We start from the raw sequence: 15,041 nt of genomic DNA, 5'->3' as shown, positions 1-15,041 counted from the left end.
CTTTTTTGAATCTTTTTTTTAGAAAACTTCTTTTCATTTGATTCTTGTTTCTTGCCAGTATTTCCATGAACCATTTCGCTGTTGCGGGTGCAAAAGTACACCCTTTATTGAGTTAAACAAGCTTTTTGAAACACTTTTTTTCATCTTTTTCAAAACTTTTTCTTAACACTCTGATAACGCAAAACTTAGCTTTTCAAGCTTTTTACCGTTTATAGGAATTATCTGTAGTCTTTGTCTTTATCTCAGTTCTTTTATTTCCTGATATGCCGTTTTTACAGACTTTACATAGTAATACATTCTTTCCAGAGAACTTTACAACATATCCATTAGCTGCCTTTTTTGAGATATTTACGACTCCAGATAGCACTTAATGCCTTTTTCCGTCTTCCAACAACAGATAAAATCTCTTTTTCCAGCTTTTTGTTTATCCGTAAAGCTTCTTTCCATACTCCTACACACGAAAACCTTTTTTAAAAAAAACTCCCTAGCCCCGATGGGAGGGAAAATCCTTTCTTGCCGGGGTTCGGCAAGAAAGATTGGAAGGAACAGCGGGAAATAGCTCCTAGTTAAATAATAATTCCTCTCTAAAGAATCCTTCTTATATATTATAGTAGAATTTTTACCTTATATATATGTAGAAAAAAGCATCAAGTTGAAAATGACATTCATTCCTGACATATATATGCTATAAACATGCATATATATATTGTATGTATTTTAGTAATGCCCTATATTTGCATTCACAAAATTATAAACAATGATTAAGATTACTTTACCCGATGGGTCGATTAGAGAGTTTGCTTCAGGCGTAACTCCGATGGAGGTTGCTAAAAGCATTAGTGAAGGATTTGCGAGAAACGTGATTTCCGCATCTTTTAATGGTACAACTATAGAAACCGAAACTCCATTAACGACCGACGGTAGTCTTATTTTATATACTTGGAATGATGCGGAAGGTAAAAAAGCTTTCTGGCATTCGACTTCTCACGTAATGGCGCAAGCGCTTGAAGAATTGTATCCTGGAATTAAATTAACTCTTGGACCTGCAATTGCTAATGGATTCTATTACGATGTTGATTTTGAAGATCAGAAAATCGTAGAAGCTGACTTTAAAAAGATTGAAGATCGTGTTCTTGAGATTTCAAGAGAAAAGCATGAATTTAAAATGCGTCCGGTTAGTAAAGCCGATGCATTAGAAATGTATAAGGACAACGTTTACAAAACTGAATTGATTTCGAATCTTGAAGACGGAACTATTACATTTTGTGACCATGCTACATTTACTGATTTATGCCGTGGAGGTCATATTCCGAATACCGGAATTATCAAAGCCTTTAAAATCATGAGTGTTGCTGGTGCTTATTGGCGTGGTGATGAGAAAAACAAACAGTTGACTCGTGTTTACGGAACTTCATTCCCCAAACAAAAAGATTTAACTGAATACCTTGAACTTCTTGAAGAGGCTAAACGTCGTGATCACCGTAAACTTGGTAAGGAACTCGAATTGTTTGCTTTCTCTCAGAAAGTTGGGCAAGGTTTACCTTTATGGCTTCCAAAAGGCGCTGCACTTAGAGATCGTTTGGAACAATTTTTGAAGAGAGCTCAGAAGAAAGCGGGATATGAGCAGGTGGTTACCCCACATATTGGTCAAAAAGAACTTTATGTAACTTCCGGACACTATGCCAAATATGGTGCTGATAGTTTTCAACCAATTAATACGCCTGCTGAAGGTGAAGAGTTTTTATTAAAACCAATGAACTGCCCTCACCACTGTGAAATATATAATGTAAGACCTTGGTCTTATAAAGATTTACCAAAACGTTATGCTGAATTTGGTACTGTATATAGATATGAGCAGTCTGGCGAATTACACGGTTTAACTCGTGTAAGGGGATTTACTCAGGATGATGCGCATATTTTTTGTACTCCGGAACAATTGGACGAAGAGTTTAAAAAAGTAATTGACCTTGTATTATATGTATTTGGTTCTTTAGGTTTTGAAAACTTTACTGCTCAGATTTCATTGAGAGATCAGGAAAACAGAGAAAAATATATTGGTACTGATGAAAATTGGGAGAAAGCTGAAAATGCTATTATCAATGCTGCCGCAGATAAAGGATTGAATACTGTTGTAGAATATGGAGAGGCTGCATTTTATGGCCCGAAATTAGACTTCATGGTAAAAGATGCCTTAGGAAGACAATGGCAATTAGGAACTATTCAGGTAGATTACAATCTTCCTGAGCGTTTTGAATTGACATATAAAGGTGCTGATAACGAATTACATCGTCCAGTAATGATACATAGAGCTCCTTTTGGATCTATGGAGCGTTTTATTGCAATTTTACTAGAACATACGGCTGGAAATTTCCCTCTTTGGTTAATGCCGGAGCAAGCTATAATCTTGTCTTTGAGCGAGAAATACGAAATATATGCTAAAAAAGTTTTAGATTTGCTAGAAAATCACGAAATTCGCGCCCTAATTGATAACCGAAATGAAACTATAGGTAGGAAAATTAGAGATGCAGAAGTGCAAAAAATACCTTTTATGCTGATTGTAGGCGAGGAAGAAGAAAAAAACGGAACAATTTCTATTCGTCGTCACGGACAAGAAGGAAAAGGGAATATTACAGTTACAATTGACGAATTTGTCAGAATTGTAAACGAAGAAATAAATAAAACATTAAAAGTTTTTACAGTTTAACTTAAATTATAAAGTCATAGCAATAAGAAGCAACAGAGGTTTTCAACCTCGCGTAGAAAAAAAAGATGCACACAGAATAAACAATAATATTCGTGGTGTACAAGAAGTAAGACTAGTAGGTGAAAACATCGAGCCTGGTGTATTCAAGCTGGCAGATGCGTTACGTTTAGCAGATCAATTTGAATTGGATCTTGTTGAGATTTCGCCAAATGCTGAGCCGCCGGTTTGCAAAATCATGGATTACAAGAAATTTGTTTACGAACAAAAGAAACGTGATAAGGTATTAAAGGCTAAATCGTCTCAGGTTGTAGTGAAAGAAATTAGATTTGGTCCTCAGACTGACGAGCATGATTACGAATTCAAAAGAAAGAATGCTGAGAAATTCCTTAAAGAGGGGGCTAAATTAAAAGCATTTGTATTCTTCAAAGGACGCTCTATCATCTATAAGGATCAAGGTCAGATTCTATTATTGCGTTTGGCTACTGACTTAGAAGAACATGGTAAAGTGGAAGCTATGCCTGTTTTGGAAGGAAAGAGAATGATTATGTTCATTGCTCCTAAGAAAAAGAAATAAGTCATAAAGTCGAAAGTCTTAAAGCCGAAAGTCAACGCTGACTTTCAAATTTTAGACTTTTAAACTTTCAGACTAAAATATAAGTAAGTAAGAATAAATTAAAACACTAGGAAAAATGCCTAAAATGAAAACAAAATCTAGCGCCAAGAAACGTTTTAAAGTTACTGGTTCTGGAAAGATTAAAAGAAAGCATGCTTTTAAAAGTCACATCTTGACTAAAAAATCTAAAAAACGTAAATTAGCTTTGACACATTCAGCGCTAGTTCACCAAACAGATATGAAAAGCATTAAACAACAATTAAGAATTATCTAATATAAGTCAAAAGTTAGAAAGTCATAAAGTTTAAAAGTCAGTAACTGACTTTAGATATTTGACTTTAAGACATTAGACTAAAGATTTTCTTTAGGTTAAAAATTATTTATATAACCTTGGAGTATGGCTTTGAAGTTCCTTTGATTTAATTCAGGACGCCTGCTACAAAAACACATTAAAATTATGCCAAGATCGGTAAATTCAGTTGCTAAAAGAGCAAGAAGAAAAAAAATAATGAAGCAAGCCAAAGGTTTCTTTGGAAGACGTAAAAACGTTTGGACAGTTGCTAAGAATGCAGTAGAGAAAGCAATGTGCTACGCTTACCGCGATAGAAAACAAAACAAAAGAAATTTCCGTGCATTATGGATTCAACGTATTAACGCTGGAGCTAGATTAGAAGGAATGTCTTATTCTCAATTCATGGGTAAAGTTAAAGCTAACGGAATCGAATTGAACCGTAAAGTTCTTGCAGATTTAGCTATGAACCACCCAGAAGCTTTCAAAGCTATTCTTAATAAAGTAAAATAAACGTTTTATAAACTCAATTTAAGATTACTTACTTATCATAGGAAACCCAGTCAAATGACTGGGTTTTTTCTTTCTAAAAATTTAAATTTTAATGTAGGGAAATTAGATTTATTACATTTGTACAAAACCAATCTACAACAAAATGTATTCAGTACTCTTAAGCCACATTCAAAAATTCATATCATTAGAACCTTTTGAGATTGAGATTTTAGAATCAGGTTTAGGCATTACAAAAATCAAAAAGAAACAACATGTTTTACAAGAAGGCCAGATTTGTAATACTATGTATTTTATTACGAAAGGTTGCTTTAGACAATACATCATTAATAATAAGGGAACAGAGCAAACACTTCAATTTGGAGTTGAAAGCTGGTGGATTACTGATTATTTAAGCTTTCACAATCAGACGCCATCACATTTTTATATTCAGGCTGTAGAAAACTCTGAAATTATTGCAATTGAAAAACTTTTCCTCGAATCCTTATTAATTCAGATTCCTAAATTAGAACGCTACTTTCGAATCGTTTCACAAAAAACATTTGGTGCGGCTCAAATGCGTATCAAATTTTTATTTACGATGTCAGCAGAAGAAAGATATCGACATTTTAGCAATCTTAATCCTGAATTTGTTCAGCGGGTCCCTCAATATATGCTTGCCTCCTATTTAGATTTTTCGGCAGAATTTATGAGTAAAATTAGAGCCGGTAAAGTCTGATCTAAATTTCTTGAAGCAGTTCAAGTTTTTTAAAGCATACATAACTGACCTTTGTAATGAACTTTTAAAACATATAAAAATGAATTCAAGAATAGTTATCCCGCAAGTTGCCCCAGAAGCCTACCAAGCCTTAATGAATTTAGAAAAATACATTTCTACAACTTCATTAACTTCAACTCATAAAGAATTAATTAAAATTCGTGCTTCACAAATAAATGGATGTGCTTTTTGTATTAATATGCATACAGCTGATGCACGCAAATTAGGTGAAACCGAGCAACGTATCTATTTAATAAGTGCATGGCGTGAAGCAGATATTTATACTGAAGAAGAAAAAGCAATATTAGCTTTGACAGAGGAAGTAACCTTAATCAGTAATCATATTTCAGAACAGGTTTACCAAAATGCAGCCCAACTATTTGATGAAAAGTATTTAGCCGAAATTATCCTCGCAATCATTACTATCAATTCGTGGAATAGATTTGCTATTACAACTGGATTAAGAGCCTTTTAACTTGACTAACAACTAAAAAAGGCTTTTTCAATTATGAAAAAGCCTTTTTTACATTTCTTACATTGACTTAAATAGAGCAATAATTACGTTTTTAATTTTTTCTTTTTTGCAGCTGGAAACAAAACATTATTTAAAATCAATCTATAACCCGGAGAATTTGGATGCAAGTCCAAAACTGTTGGAGGGTCCCCTACCTGATGTTGATAATCCTCCGGATCATGTCCACCAAAAAATGTAAACATTCCTTTTCCTTTTTCTCCATGAATATAACGTGCTTCACCATTAAATTCACAAGTTCCCATTACTAAAACATTAGACTTGATCAATGTCGAATCAAATGAAGTAGTCTGTCCCATAAATCCCTTTACCAGCTGTGTATGACTTTGACACAGCATACTAGGTATCGGATCCCATTTAGCAGAAAATTCCATTAAAGAAAAATAATCTTTTTCTGGTGTTATTCTACGTTTTGTAGTCATATCAATATCCGAAAACTCATACTGTTCCGGTCTCCGTTCAAGAGTAAAATCTTTAAAAGCAAAAGAGTTTCCATAATTCAATTTTGATTGATAATTCGATTCGCTTGCATCACCATCAAACATTGCTTCACAAATATCAACACCATCTGCTGCCAAAGAAATATCAAAGCTATCTGTTGCAGAGCACATTGCAAACATAAAACCTCCTCCAATGACAAAATCTCTTATTTTTTTAGCTACAGCTCCTTTTTCCTGTGAAACTTTTGCATAACCTAATCTTTCTGCTAAGATTTCTGCATCCTTTTTTTGTTCAATATACCAAGGCGTATTTTTATAAGCAGCATAAAATTTACCATATTGTCCTGTAAAATCCTCATGATGTAAATGCAGCCAATCATAAAGTAACAATTGATCACTTAAAACCTCTTCATCATAAATTGGTGTAAACGGAATTTCAGCATACGTCAAAACAAGTGTTACGGCATCATCCCATGGTTGTTTACCTTTTGGCGTGTAAACCGCAATTTTAGGTGCTTTTTCAAGAATAACTGATTCCATATTTTGAGAAGGACTCGAAATTTCATCCAAAATTGCAGTCTCTTCACTATCCGATAGTATTTCAAAACTTACACCACGTATCTTACATTCTTTTCGAATTTCATCTGCATCTGGCAACAAGAAAGAACCACCCCTGTAATTTAAAAGCCAACTTGCTTTATAATCTTTACTCAAACACCAATAAGTTATTCCATAAGCCTTGAGATGATTTTGCTGTGTAACTTCGTCCATAGGCAATAGTATAAAAGAAGCTTTTGATGATAATGTAATTAAAAGGAATACTATATATATTAAATTTTGTTTCATTGACAGAACTATTTTACGGTAAAGATATAAAGAAGTACTAAAAACCATATTGAAAATACTGATTTTATTAGTTTAAAGATCAGCATTCCTTTTGTCCTCTTTTTACAAAAACTACAATTCAAAACAGGTATAAATACTTACAATAAAAAAAAATAATCTAAGTAAATTTGACAATTGAATAACAAACTTTTTGGAGAACAATGAAAATAAATGGAACTGAAAAACAATCGGGACAATTAAATATATTGCAAAAAATAGCTCTTTGTATATTAGCAATTACTGTTATATCGTATTATGTTCTGTCTATTCAATTTTTAACTAAATAAATCAAAGAGTTAAAACAGCGATTTCATTTTGAATAGCATATACTACTAATCCTGCAATATTTCTTGATTCGGTTTTAAGCAATAAATTGTTTCTGTGTCCTTCAACAGTTCTGGGACTCAAAAAAAGTTCTTCTGCAATTTCAGCTGTTGTTTTTTGATTACAGATAAGTTGCAGCACTTCTATTTCACGTGGTGATAAAAAGCCTGAATCTAAATTGATTTTAGAGTTTTTGGAGGGCAAAATAGTATCTTGTATTGTTTTTAAAGTGATTTCATTATAAAAAAAACCTTTTTTTGCAACTTCATTAATTGTATTTATTAAATCTTTTGGAGTCGTATTTTTCACTAAATAAGCAACTGCTCCTACCTGAATCATATTTGTTACGAATGATTTTGTATCATAACTTGTCAATGCAATAATTTTAATGTCTGGAAAGAATTTCCGAATAACTTTAGTTGCTTCAACGCCATTTAAAACAGGCATTTTCAAATCCATTATAATTATATCAGGTTTAGTTTCATTGCTGTTCAAATTTGAAATCAACTCTTCTCCATTTGACGCTTCAAAAAGAACTTCAATGTTTTCTTCTCTTTGAAGTAAAAAAGAAATTCCTTTGCGAAATAAGACTTCGTCATCAACTAAAACTATTTTGATAGCCAGATCGTTCATTATCTTTGGGTTTGAATCTTTTTAGAATTTCGAAATTACAAAATTATATCATAAAACAATCAAAATAAAAGGATTAATAACAATTTAATCAATAGTAAAACAAGTAATTAAGTTAAAATGTAAAACAAACTTCAACGCCCTTGTGTATCTCTGAACTTATATTAATGCTTCCATTCAAAAAAGATATTCTGCTATTAATATTTTTCATTCCAAGACCTTTCTGATTTTCAGATTTTTTAGAATCAAAACCTATCCCGTTATCCTTGTAATAACAATTACTTATTCCATCAACTTTATCAAAAGTTATAGAAATTTCAGATGCTTTTCCATGGCGCAAAGAATTATTCATGAGTTCTTGTAAAATCCTAAAAACATGTAAATGTTTATCTTTTTCACTTTCATCAAAATCAATTTTATTTTGATAAGAAACTTTAACAGATTTACTACTTTCAAATTCTTCACATAATTCTTCTACACCAGCATGAAGTCCAAATTTATCAAACACAGGCGGTAATAAATTATGAGCAATTTTTCTTGAATTGTCTAATGCCTTTGCTGTTATATTGATAATATTAGCCGTGATTTCTTTTATTTCTGTTTCGGTTAGATTTGCTGAAGTAAGTAAATAACTATTTAATGAAACTACATTTAATTTTGAGCTAATGTCATCGTGCAAATCCTGAGCTATTCTTTTCCGTTCATCTTCCTGAGTAATGATAACAGCATGTAATTGCTCTTTTTGATGGGCTAATACTAAATCTCTTTTTTCTAATTCTTTTTGGATAATTTTTTTTCTGGAGAAATAGAAGAATACAATTAAAGCAACTGCTACAATCATAAAAAAAAGTGAGATGTACAAAATAATTGCGACAACCTCCTTTTCAGGAATAGAATTTACATTCATATAAACTTGTGGTATTTTTTATTATCGAATATAATCGTATTCAAAGATATTGATTTATTTCATCAAAGAAGCACCATCCTGTTAAATGTAAACAAAAAGTCTCCGGCAAAACAAAAATTTTGACAGAGACTTTTATATTTTTCTTACTTAAAATATTATTTCCTATTGGATTTACTCATCAGTTTCCTCAATAATACAAGGCGGACATGGACGTGTGCCATCATATATATCTTCAGCTTCTTTAGATGTTATGGATGTTTTTTTTATGTTATTATTTTCATCCAGTCCAATTAAAATAGTAGTAACCTTTCCTTTTGGATTAAGCCCAAGAAATACTCCAATATTTACATTGTCTTTATACAGCATCGCTTTAACAACTTCAACTTCTAAACTAAAATAACGAAAACGGCTTCCTTGATAAGAAATTACCTCTTCTAAATCCGAAGGATCGTTAAGTTTTTTTTGCCATTCTTTAATCCACGTAAAAGCATCACCAGGAGCCACTAAATGTGAATTCAACAATGATGTTCTCTTATTAGTTACAATTAATGATAATTTATTAAGATTCGTTAGTTCTGTTCTGAAATTTGATTCTTTTAATATTCCAGACTTAACTGTTCCCAATTCAGCTCCAGAACCATCAACACCAGCTACTTCTATTTGTATTGTATTATCAGCAAATCCTAACACAAAATGAACTTCAGCTATGTTTGGTTTTTCTATTAACAACTTCATCTCATTAGTTGGCAATAAATAAGCTGCAACCTGTTTTTGCGAAATCTTAAATTTAGCATCAAGATTCACAGATAACCAATTCTCTTTTTGTGAAACTAATACTGGAGTAACATCCTCCTGGCTATTTTCTTTTTGACATGACAAGTTAACTATCATCAATATGTAAAAACCTAATATTTTTATTTTTTTCATAACTGGGACTTCATTTTAATTAAATAATAAAAATTCAACCTAAATACGTTTTTTTTGAAAAACTTATTTTCCATTCATATAAAATAAATAGTTGGTAAATTAAAAATAAAAAAGCATTTAATTTCCATGAAAGATATTTTACATCGTTACTCAAACTTAGAGTAAGATTCCCTACTAAATATAAAATTGTTGAGCCAAACATAAAAAAAATCACAGCAATGGTTATGTAATAATAAGTTTTATGATCAGTAAGCATATTATAAAAGTGTAATAATGCAAATGCTACTATTAATAAAGAAGTAATAGTTATTGCGAATAAATTAAATTTTAAAAATTGCTCCTTATCAATAAAAAATTGTACGCTTAAAATCAATAAAGCCCAACATATGCTATGCTTAACAATTTTTCTTTGAGATTGTAATTTTAAAATCGACGCATAAAATAAACTCAATAAAATCATTTGTCCAATAACAAAGATATTGATCACAAATAGATTATCAAATTTCAAATGATACATAAACTCCATAGTAATTTGCATTATCGAAGCAAAAAACAAATAACATATAAAAAAAACATTAGCTTTTCTCTTACGAAAAAAGCTATATGTGTATAAAATCAGATTAATTAATAAGAATAGATAACCTGAATATATTAAAAAATCTATCATTAAATTGAATTATATATTTTAAAAAGGAGGAGAAGGACGTGTTCCATCGTAAACAACCTCTCCAGCAGTTTTAGCACCATCCTGATTTACTGGTGGTCCGTAAACGTCGATATATTTACCTGTTTCTTTGTCTAGTTTTGCCCCGACAAAAAGCAATGTTTTTTCATTTTGATCATTAATACCAATATAAGCGCGAACAGCTTCTGCTTCTAGTTGCAATACGGTTTCTAAACTTTCTCTTGGTATTAAATAAGATCTTACTTTGTTCTTATTATCCTCTACGATAGTCTCATCTTCGTATCTTTTTTCCCACTCTTTAGCAACAGCTAATGAAATTTGAATTGGTCCCGGAAATTTTTCTTCTGCCATAATTTGATTTTTGTTTTGGTTGTTGAGTTAATATTAAAATTAAATTTAGCTAAACTAAGGAATTATTTTATAAAATTAAGATTAAGCAATAAAAAAACAATACTTCTTGTTTTTATAAATAAACACTGAAAAACAACCACTTGCACTTGTATTTATTTGAAAACAGGTATAAATACCTACAATTATCTTTTTATTATGATTTAATTTTGTTAGTGAACTATCAACCAAAAAGTATGCAACCAAAACACACTATTCGGATTTTTTGAATTTTGATTTTTGAGGATAAACTTTATTCGGAATATAGAAATCTCCCACTCATAACATAAAAAAGCTCGTCCATGTCATTTTATCAATATACAAATCTATATAAATATATTTTTGAAAAGCTGAAGGAATAATTCTAAAAATTTTTAAAGAATTCATCTTATGTTGCCTGAATTAAACAAAAAATTAAAAATACATATAATTATTTTTTAACCATAAAACCAAAAAACTATGTCAACAGAACCTTTCGTTGGGGAAATCAAAATTTTAGGATTCAATTTTGCGCCTAGAGGCTATATGACCTGTCAAGGACAAATTTTATCAATTGCACAAAATACTGCCTTATTTTCATTACTTGGAACTATGTATGGAGGGAATGGACAAACAACTTTTGCACTACCTGATTTACAAGGTCGTATGCCAATAGGACAAGGTCAGGGACCTGGTCTACCTGCTCATTCAATGGGAGAAATTAGCGGGACTCCAACCGTAACATTATTAACTTCCAACATGCCGGCACATATTCACACTGCAACTGCCTTATCCATAAAGTTAAAAGCTTCTACTGCAAATGCAGATGAAGGATCTCCAGATGGAAATTTTCTTGCCACAGCAACAACTGCAATGTATTCAGGCAATGGCGCAACTGCGGGTACATATACTGGCGGCGTGGAGGTTTCCGGCACTACAGATCCAACAGGAGGAAGTTTACCTTTTAGCATAATGAATCCTTATTTGGTAATCAATTATTCAATCGCTATTCAAGGAATATTTCCAAGCAGAAACTAATCGAAAACTATTAAAAGGAAATTTTCAATACGAAAATTTCCTTTTTTATTATATAAAAAAATGCAAACAATAGGAATTTTATTACCTCGATCTACATATTATCAAACCATTGGTTTTGATTTATACGAAGGGCTTCGTTCTGGATTAAAACACTTGGGGAAAAGTGATATTAAAATAGTTACGGAAAATATAGGTTTTGGGGCAGATAAACAACAATGCTACAGGAGTGCAGAAAAGCTATTATTAGAAGAAAATGTCTCTGTAGTCATAGCTTACATCGGGCATCGCATGGCACAATTACTTCGACCTCTTTTTCTTGCTTCTAACAAAATCCTTATTGTCTTAGATGCCGGGGCCAATTTACCTGGTGAATGGCCTGTATGCCCTAATATTTTTTATCACTCACTTCATAATTCTCTGGGTGCTGCATTAGCAGCAAAAAAAGCTGCAAGCAATGGTTATACACAAGCTGGTATGGTAACAGGTTATTATGACGCGGGTTATTTACATACTTACAGCATTTCAAAAGGATTTGAAGAAACTGGAGGGACTATTTCTTTCAATCATGCGACTGGTTATACAACCACAGAATTTACTATGGAGCCTCTAAAAAATTACTTAGAGCAATTTCCAAACAGTGTCTTACTAAGTTTATTTAGCGGAGATTTTGTACAATGGTATTTTGAAGGTATCAAAAATTTATTTAAAGAGCAAAATATTCCCATTTATATGCCTCCTTTTGGGTTTGAAGAAATGATGTTATCTGATGCACAGTTCCCTAGTGAGAATATAAAAGGAATTGCTGCTTGGTCAAAAAAACTGGAATCTAAAGAAAATAAAGCATTTATAGAAACTATATCAAATACCGGTAAAACACCTAATTTATTTTCATTATTAAGCTGGGAAAGTGCTTCCATAGCTTTAAAAGTAATTGAATTGATTGACGAATGTAAAAATAATGTTATACAAATTGCAAAAGATTTACATGAATTTACATTTGAAAGTCCGAGAGGTAAAATCTATTTTGACAGCAAAACAAATACGTCTATTCCGCTTTTATATAATGCCTCGATAATTACTAATCATGAAGGTAAATGTGAAGTTCAGATTGAAAGTGTTGTAAATGATGTATTTGAGCATTTTGAAAAGCTTTCTACTCAAGAATTGAATAACTCAACATCTGCCTGGCATAACAGCTATACTTGCATTTAATATGGAAAGTCAAAAAAAGATAATGGTACTCTGTGGCGGAAAATTCGCTTTTCCGGCATTACAATTACTCGCTTATGAAAAATTTATATGCGCTATAGGAATCGGCAAAAGCAATGCCTCTATAGTAGACGCTTTAGAAAGAGAGTCTGAAGAGAATAATTTTGGATTTAAATCTTTTCCCGACAAAAAAAGTATTATAGAAATGAGAGCCTGGATTGAAACGGTACAACCGGATTATATATTTTGTATCTCCTTCCCATTTTTACTTCCTGAAAATGTTTTATCCTATGGAAAAGGTAAATTCATCAATTTTCACCCGGGTCCGTTACCACAATATCGTGGACCAATGCCAATTTTTGAAGTATTAAAAAATCAGGAAACCCAAACAGCTATTTGTGCCCATTTCATGAACTCAAAATTTGACCAAGGCAATATTATTTTTAATGATCCGGTAGCAATACAAAAAACAGATACTTACGGAAAATTAAGTATAAAACTGAGTGAACGTCTGGCTCATATTACATTGAATACTGCAAATATGCTTCAATTTGCTAGTCATATTCCAAATCAGATTCAAGATGAAACTTTAGCTTATTATTATGAAAAACCAGAATTAGCAGATACGTATATTAATTGGAAACATATGACTGCAGATGAAATAATTTCACTTATTAATGCCTGCAATCCATGGAATAATGGTGCAGATACCACACTGCAGGAAAAACGAATTAAAATAATCTCTGCCAGATTATTAAACAAACCCCATAACAATCAAACAGGAACTATAGTTTCAATAACTGATACTCTTAATATAGCTTGCAAAGATAACGAGCAAATTGCCGTTGAAATACTCAGTACTGATGCAGGCATCATGACAGCTTCACAATTTGAAGAACAAATTCTAACAAACTTCCCCTAATTATTTTTACAAACAATAATTTAATTTAAACTATGGAATTATGAAAAAGAACTTTACATTAATTTTTGCAATGTTGTTTATACTCTTTTATACACGAGCTAAAGCACAAACGCAATTTTGGAGCGACACTTTTGAAGATACCAATGCACCTTCCGCAGGTACTCGCTCTTCGTCTTATAACACCGGCGGACCATCAAGCCCATATTCTTATTATTTTTTAAGAACAGATGGTACCAATATTGCTTTACAGGCTTTCTCATCACCTGAAACGACTAATTCTTATCAAGGAAAAGAAGGTACAAAATTTTGGGCAGGAGAAGATTTAGACAGGGTGGGTACCGGGGCTAATAATGCAGCTGATAAAATACAAAATATTACCTGGACCGGAATTAATATTACTGGGAAATCCGGCCTGACATTTAAAGGCTTATTTGCTGCAAATAGTGGTCATGACTGGCAGGATATAACAGCTTTCCCTGCTACTTATGACTTCATGGAAGTCGAATATCGAATTAACAATGGAGCCTGGACGCTTGCAGGAGGAATATATCCTGAATCATCTGCGAGTGGCGGTTTTGCACAAAAACGCTTAAGAGTAGACACTGGCACCATCTTAGATAAAGTTGGAGACGGAGAATACATATCAAGAACTTTTAAAGAGATTGAGTGGAATATAACAGGAACAGGAAACACCTTGGATCTTCGTTTCAGAGTAAGTGCTGATGCTGGTACAACCCAGGAATTTGCTATTGATAACTTCAGACTATTTGAAGCACCTACGAATGCAGCTCCAACTGATTTATCCCTTTCTGCTACAACAATAAACGAAAATGTAGCTGCGGGGTCAACAGTAGGGATTTTATCTTCTGTAGATGTCGATTTAGGCAACACTTTCACCTATAGCTTGGTATCAGGAACCGGAAGCACTGACAATGCCGCTTTCTCTATCAGCGGTGCGAACCTGCAGATTGTGGCAAGCCCCGATTTTGAAACCAAATCTTCTTATGCGATCAGGCTGAGAACGGCTGATCAGCTGGGGTTGAGTTTTGAAAAAACGTTTACAATCAATGTAAACAACCTTAACGAAATACCTACAGACCTGGCTCTTTCTGCTACGGCAATCAACGAAAATGTAGCGGGCGGAACAACAGTAGGCGTTTTATCTTCTGTTGATGCTGATGCTGCAAATACTTTCACTTACACTTTGGTCGCTGGTGCAGGAAGTACAGACAACAGCGCTTTCATCATCAGTGGTGCGAACCTGCAAATCGTAGCAAGCCCCGATTTTGAAACCAAATCTTCT

General features: G+C 32.6%; 15 protein-coding genes. 10 read left to right on the top strand and 5 right to left on the bottom strand.

The features are described from left to right. Positions 1 to 757 precede the first annotated feature (757 nt). The 6 genes from thrS (at position 758) to DMB68_RS23055 (ending at position 5,348) form a co-directional block, all read left to right on the top strand. Positions 758 to 2,704 carry a threonine--tRNA ligase gene (gene thrS, locus DMB68_RS23080; RefSeq protein ID WP_110348983.1) on the top strand — a complete coding sequence of 649 codons (1,947 nt, stop codon included), beginning with the start codon at positions 758 to 760 and terminating at the stop codon, positions 2,702 to 2,704. Positions 2,705 to 2,726: 22 nt separating this feature from the next. After that, a complete protein-coding gene (gene infC / locus DMB68_RS23075; protein ID WP_110348982.1) occupies positions 2,727 to 3,278 on the top strand; it encodes a translation initiation factor IF-3 in 552 nt (183 codons plus the stop codon). 115 nt (positions 3,279 to 3,393) lie between these two features. Next, complete coding sequence (rpmI, locus tag DMB68_RS23070) at positions 3,394 to 3,591, top strand: 50S ribosomal protein L35 (RefSeq protein WP_026727505.1); 198 nt, start codon at positions 3,394 to 3,396, stop codon at positions 3,589 to 3,591. Positions 3,592 to 3,774: 183 nt separating this feature from the next. Further along, positions 3,775 to 4,119, top strand: coding sequence for a 50S ribosomal protein L20 (gene rplT, locus DMB68_RS23065; RefSeq protein WP_007810721.1), 345 nt, complete (start codon positions 3,775 to 3,777; stop codon positions 4,117 to 4,119). 142 nt (positions 4,120 to 4,261) lie between these two features. Next, complete coding sequence (locus tag DMB68_RS23060) at positions 4,262 to 4,834, top strand: Crp/Fnr family transcriptional regulator (protein WP_110348981.1); 573 nt, start codon at positions 4,262 to 4,264, stop codon at positions 4,832 to 4,834. A 79-nt stretch (positions 4,835 to 4,913) separates the two neighbouring features. Next, positions 4,914 to 5,348 (top strand): carboxymuconolactone decarboxylase family protein, encoded by a 435-nt coding sequence (locus DMB68_RS23055; RefSeq protein WP_110348980.1) that lies wholly within the window; start codon positions 4,914 to 4,916, stop codon positions 5,346 to 5,348. Between the two features lie 83 nt (positions 5,349 to 5,431). Here the strand turns inward: DMB68_RS23055 and DMB68_RS23050 are convergent, their stop codons facing one another. The 5 genes from DMB68_RS23050 to DMB68_RS23025 form a co-directional block, all read right to left on the bottom strand. Then, complete coding sequence (locus DMB68_RS23050; RefSeq protein WP_110348985.1) at positions 5,432 to 6,691, bottom strand: asparagine synthetase B; 1,260 nt, start codon at positions 6,689 to 6,691, stop codon at positions 5,432 to 5,434. A gap of 327 nt (positions 6,692 to 7,018) precedes the next feature. Further along, on the bottom strand, positions 7,019 to 7,687 hold the full coding sequence (locus DMB68_RS23045) for a response regulator transcription factor (protein ID WP_110348979.1): 669 nt from the start codon (positions 7,685 to 7,687) through the stop codon (positions 7,019 to 7,021). A gap of 112 nt (positions 7,688 to 7,799) precedes the next feature. Beyond that, positions 7,800 to 8,591, bottom strand: coding sequence for a sensor histidine kinase (locus tag DMB68_RS23040; RefSeq protein WP_110348978.1), 792 nt, complete (start codon positions 8,589 to 8,591; stop codon positions 7,800 to 7,802). Between the two features lie 171 nt (positions 8,592 to 8,762). Next, entirely contained in the window at positions 8,763 to 9,518 is a 756-nt protein-coding gene (locus tag DMB68_RS23035; RefSeq protein WP_110348977.1) for a hypothetical protein, read from the bottom strand. Positions 9,519 to 10,203: 685 nt separating this feature from the next. Continuing rightward, positions 10,204 to 10,554 (bottom strand): hypothetical protein, encoded by a 351-nt coding sequence (locus DMB68_RS23025; RefSeq protein WP_110348975.1) that lies wholly within the window; start codon positions 10,552 to 10,554, stop codon positions 10,204 to 10,206. Between the two features lie 495 nt (positions 10,555 to 11,049). Between DMB68_RS23025 and DMB68_RS23020 the strand changes: the two genes are divergently transcribed. From DMB68_RS23020 to DMB68_RS23005, 4 genes are all read left to right on the top strand, one after another. After that, the gene (locus DMB68_RS23020) at positions 11,050 to 11,607 is read left to right on the top strand and encodes a phage tail protein (protein WP_110348974.1); all 558 of its coding nucleotides are present in this window, start codon (positions 11,050 to 11,052) and stop codon (positions 11,605 to 11,607) included. Positions 11,608 to 11,667: 60 nt separating this feature from the next. Further along, positions 11,668 to 12,819, top strand: coding sequence for an ABC transporter substrate-binding protein (locus DMB68_RS23015; protein ID WP_110348973.1), 1,152 nt, complete (start codon positions 11,668 to 11,670; stop codon positions 12,817 to 12,819). A 1-nt stretch (position 12,820) separates the two neighbouring features. Next, entirely contained in the window at positions 12,821 to 13,738 is a 918-nt protein-coding gene (locus DMB68_RS23010) for a methionyl-tRNA formyltransferase (protein ID WP_231131726.1), read from the top strand. Positions 13,739 to 13,778: 40 nt separating this feature from the next. Continuing rightward, positions 13,779 to 15,041: cadherin repeat domain-containing protein (locus tag DMB68_RS23005; protein WP_133249536.1), on the top strand; the 1,263-nt coding region annotated here is incomplete at its 3' end.

The organism is Flavobacterium hydrophilum (assembly GCF_003202405.1).
GTDB lineage: Bacteria > Bacteroidota > Bacteroidia > Flavobacteriales > Flavobacteriaceae > Flavobacterium > Flavobacterium hydrophilum.
The sequence above is the reverse complement of the archived record's forward strand: the minus strand, read 5'-3'. Positions and strand labels throughout refer to the sequence as shown.

What these genes read in the sequence shown, in the direction of transcription:
- thrS (WP_110348983.1), top strand. Translation starts at nt 758, where the DNA reads ATGATTAAGATTACTTTACCCGATGGGTCGATTAGAGAGTTTGCTTCA.
- rpmI (WP_026727505.1), top strand. Translation starts at nt 3,394, where the DNA reads ATGCCTAAAATGAAAACAAAATCTAGCGCCAAGAAACGTTTTAAAGTT.
- rplT (WP_007810721.1), top strand. Translation starts at nt 3,775, where the DNA reads ATGCCAAGATCGGTAAATTCAGTTGCTAAAAGAGCAAGAAGAAAAAAA.
- DMB68_RS23060 (WP_110348981.1), top strand. Translation starts at nt 4,262, where the DNA reads ATGTATTCAGTACTCTTAAGCCACATTCAAAAATTCATATCATTAGAA.
- DMB68_RS23055 (WP_110348980.1), top strand. Translation starts at nt 4,914, where the DNA reads ATGAATTCAAGAATAGTTATCCCGCAAGTTGCCCCAGAAGCCTACCAA.
- DMB68_RS23050 (WP_110348985.1), bottom strand. Translation starts at nt 6,691, where the DNA reads ATGAAACAAAATTTAATATATATAGTATTCCTTTTAATTACATTATCA.
- DMB68_RS23045 (WP_110348979.1), bottom strand. Translation starts at nt 7,687, where the DNA reads ATGAACGATCTGGCTATCAAAATAGTTTTAGTTGATGACGAAGTCTTA.
- DMB68_RS23040 (WP_110348978.1), bottom strand. Translation starts at nt 8,591, where the DNA reads ATGAATGTAAATTCTATTCCTGAAAAGGAGGTTGTCGCAATTATTTTG.
- DMB68_RS23035 (WP_110348977.1), bottom strand. Translation starts at nt 9,518, where the DNA reads ATGAAAAAAATAAAAATATTAGGTTTTTACATATTGATGATAGTTAAC.
- DMB68_RS23025 (WP_110348975.1), bottom strand. Translation starts at nt 10,554, where the DNA reads ATGGCAGAAGAAAAATTTCCGGGACCAATTCAAATTTCATTAGCTGTT.
- DMB68_RS23020 (WP_110348974.1), top strand. Translation starts at nt 11,050, where the DNA reads ATGTCAACAGAACCTTTCGTTGGGGAAATCAAAATTTTAGGATTCAAT.
- DMB68_RS23015 (WP_110348973.1), top strand. Translation starts at nt 11,668, where the DNA reads ATGCAAACAATAGGAATTTTATTACCTCGATCTACATATTATCAAACC.
- DMB68_RS23010 (WP_231131726.1), top strand. Translation starts at nt 12,821, where the DNA reads ATGGAAAGTCAAAAAAAGATAATGGTACTCTGTGGCGGAAAATTCGCT.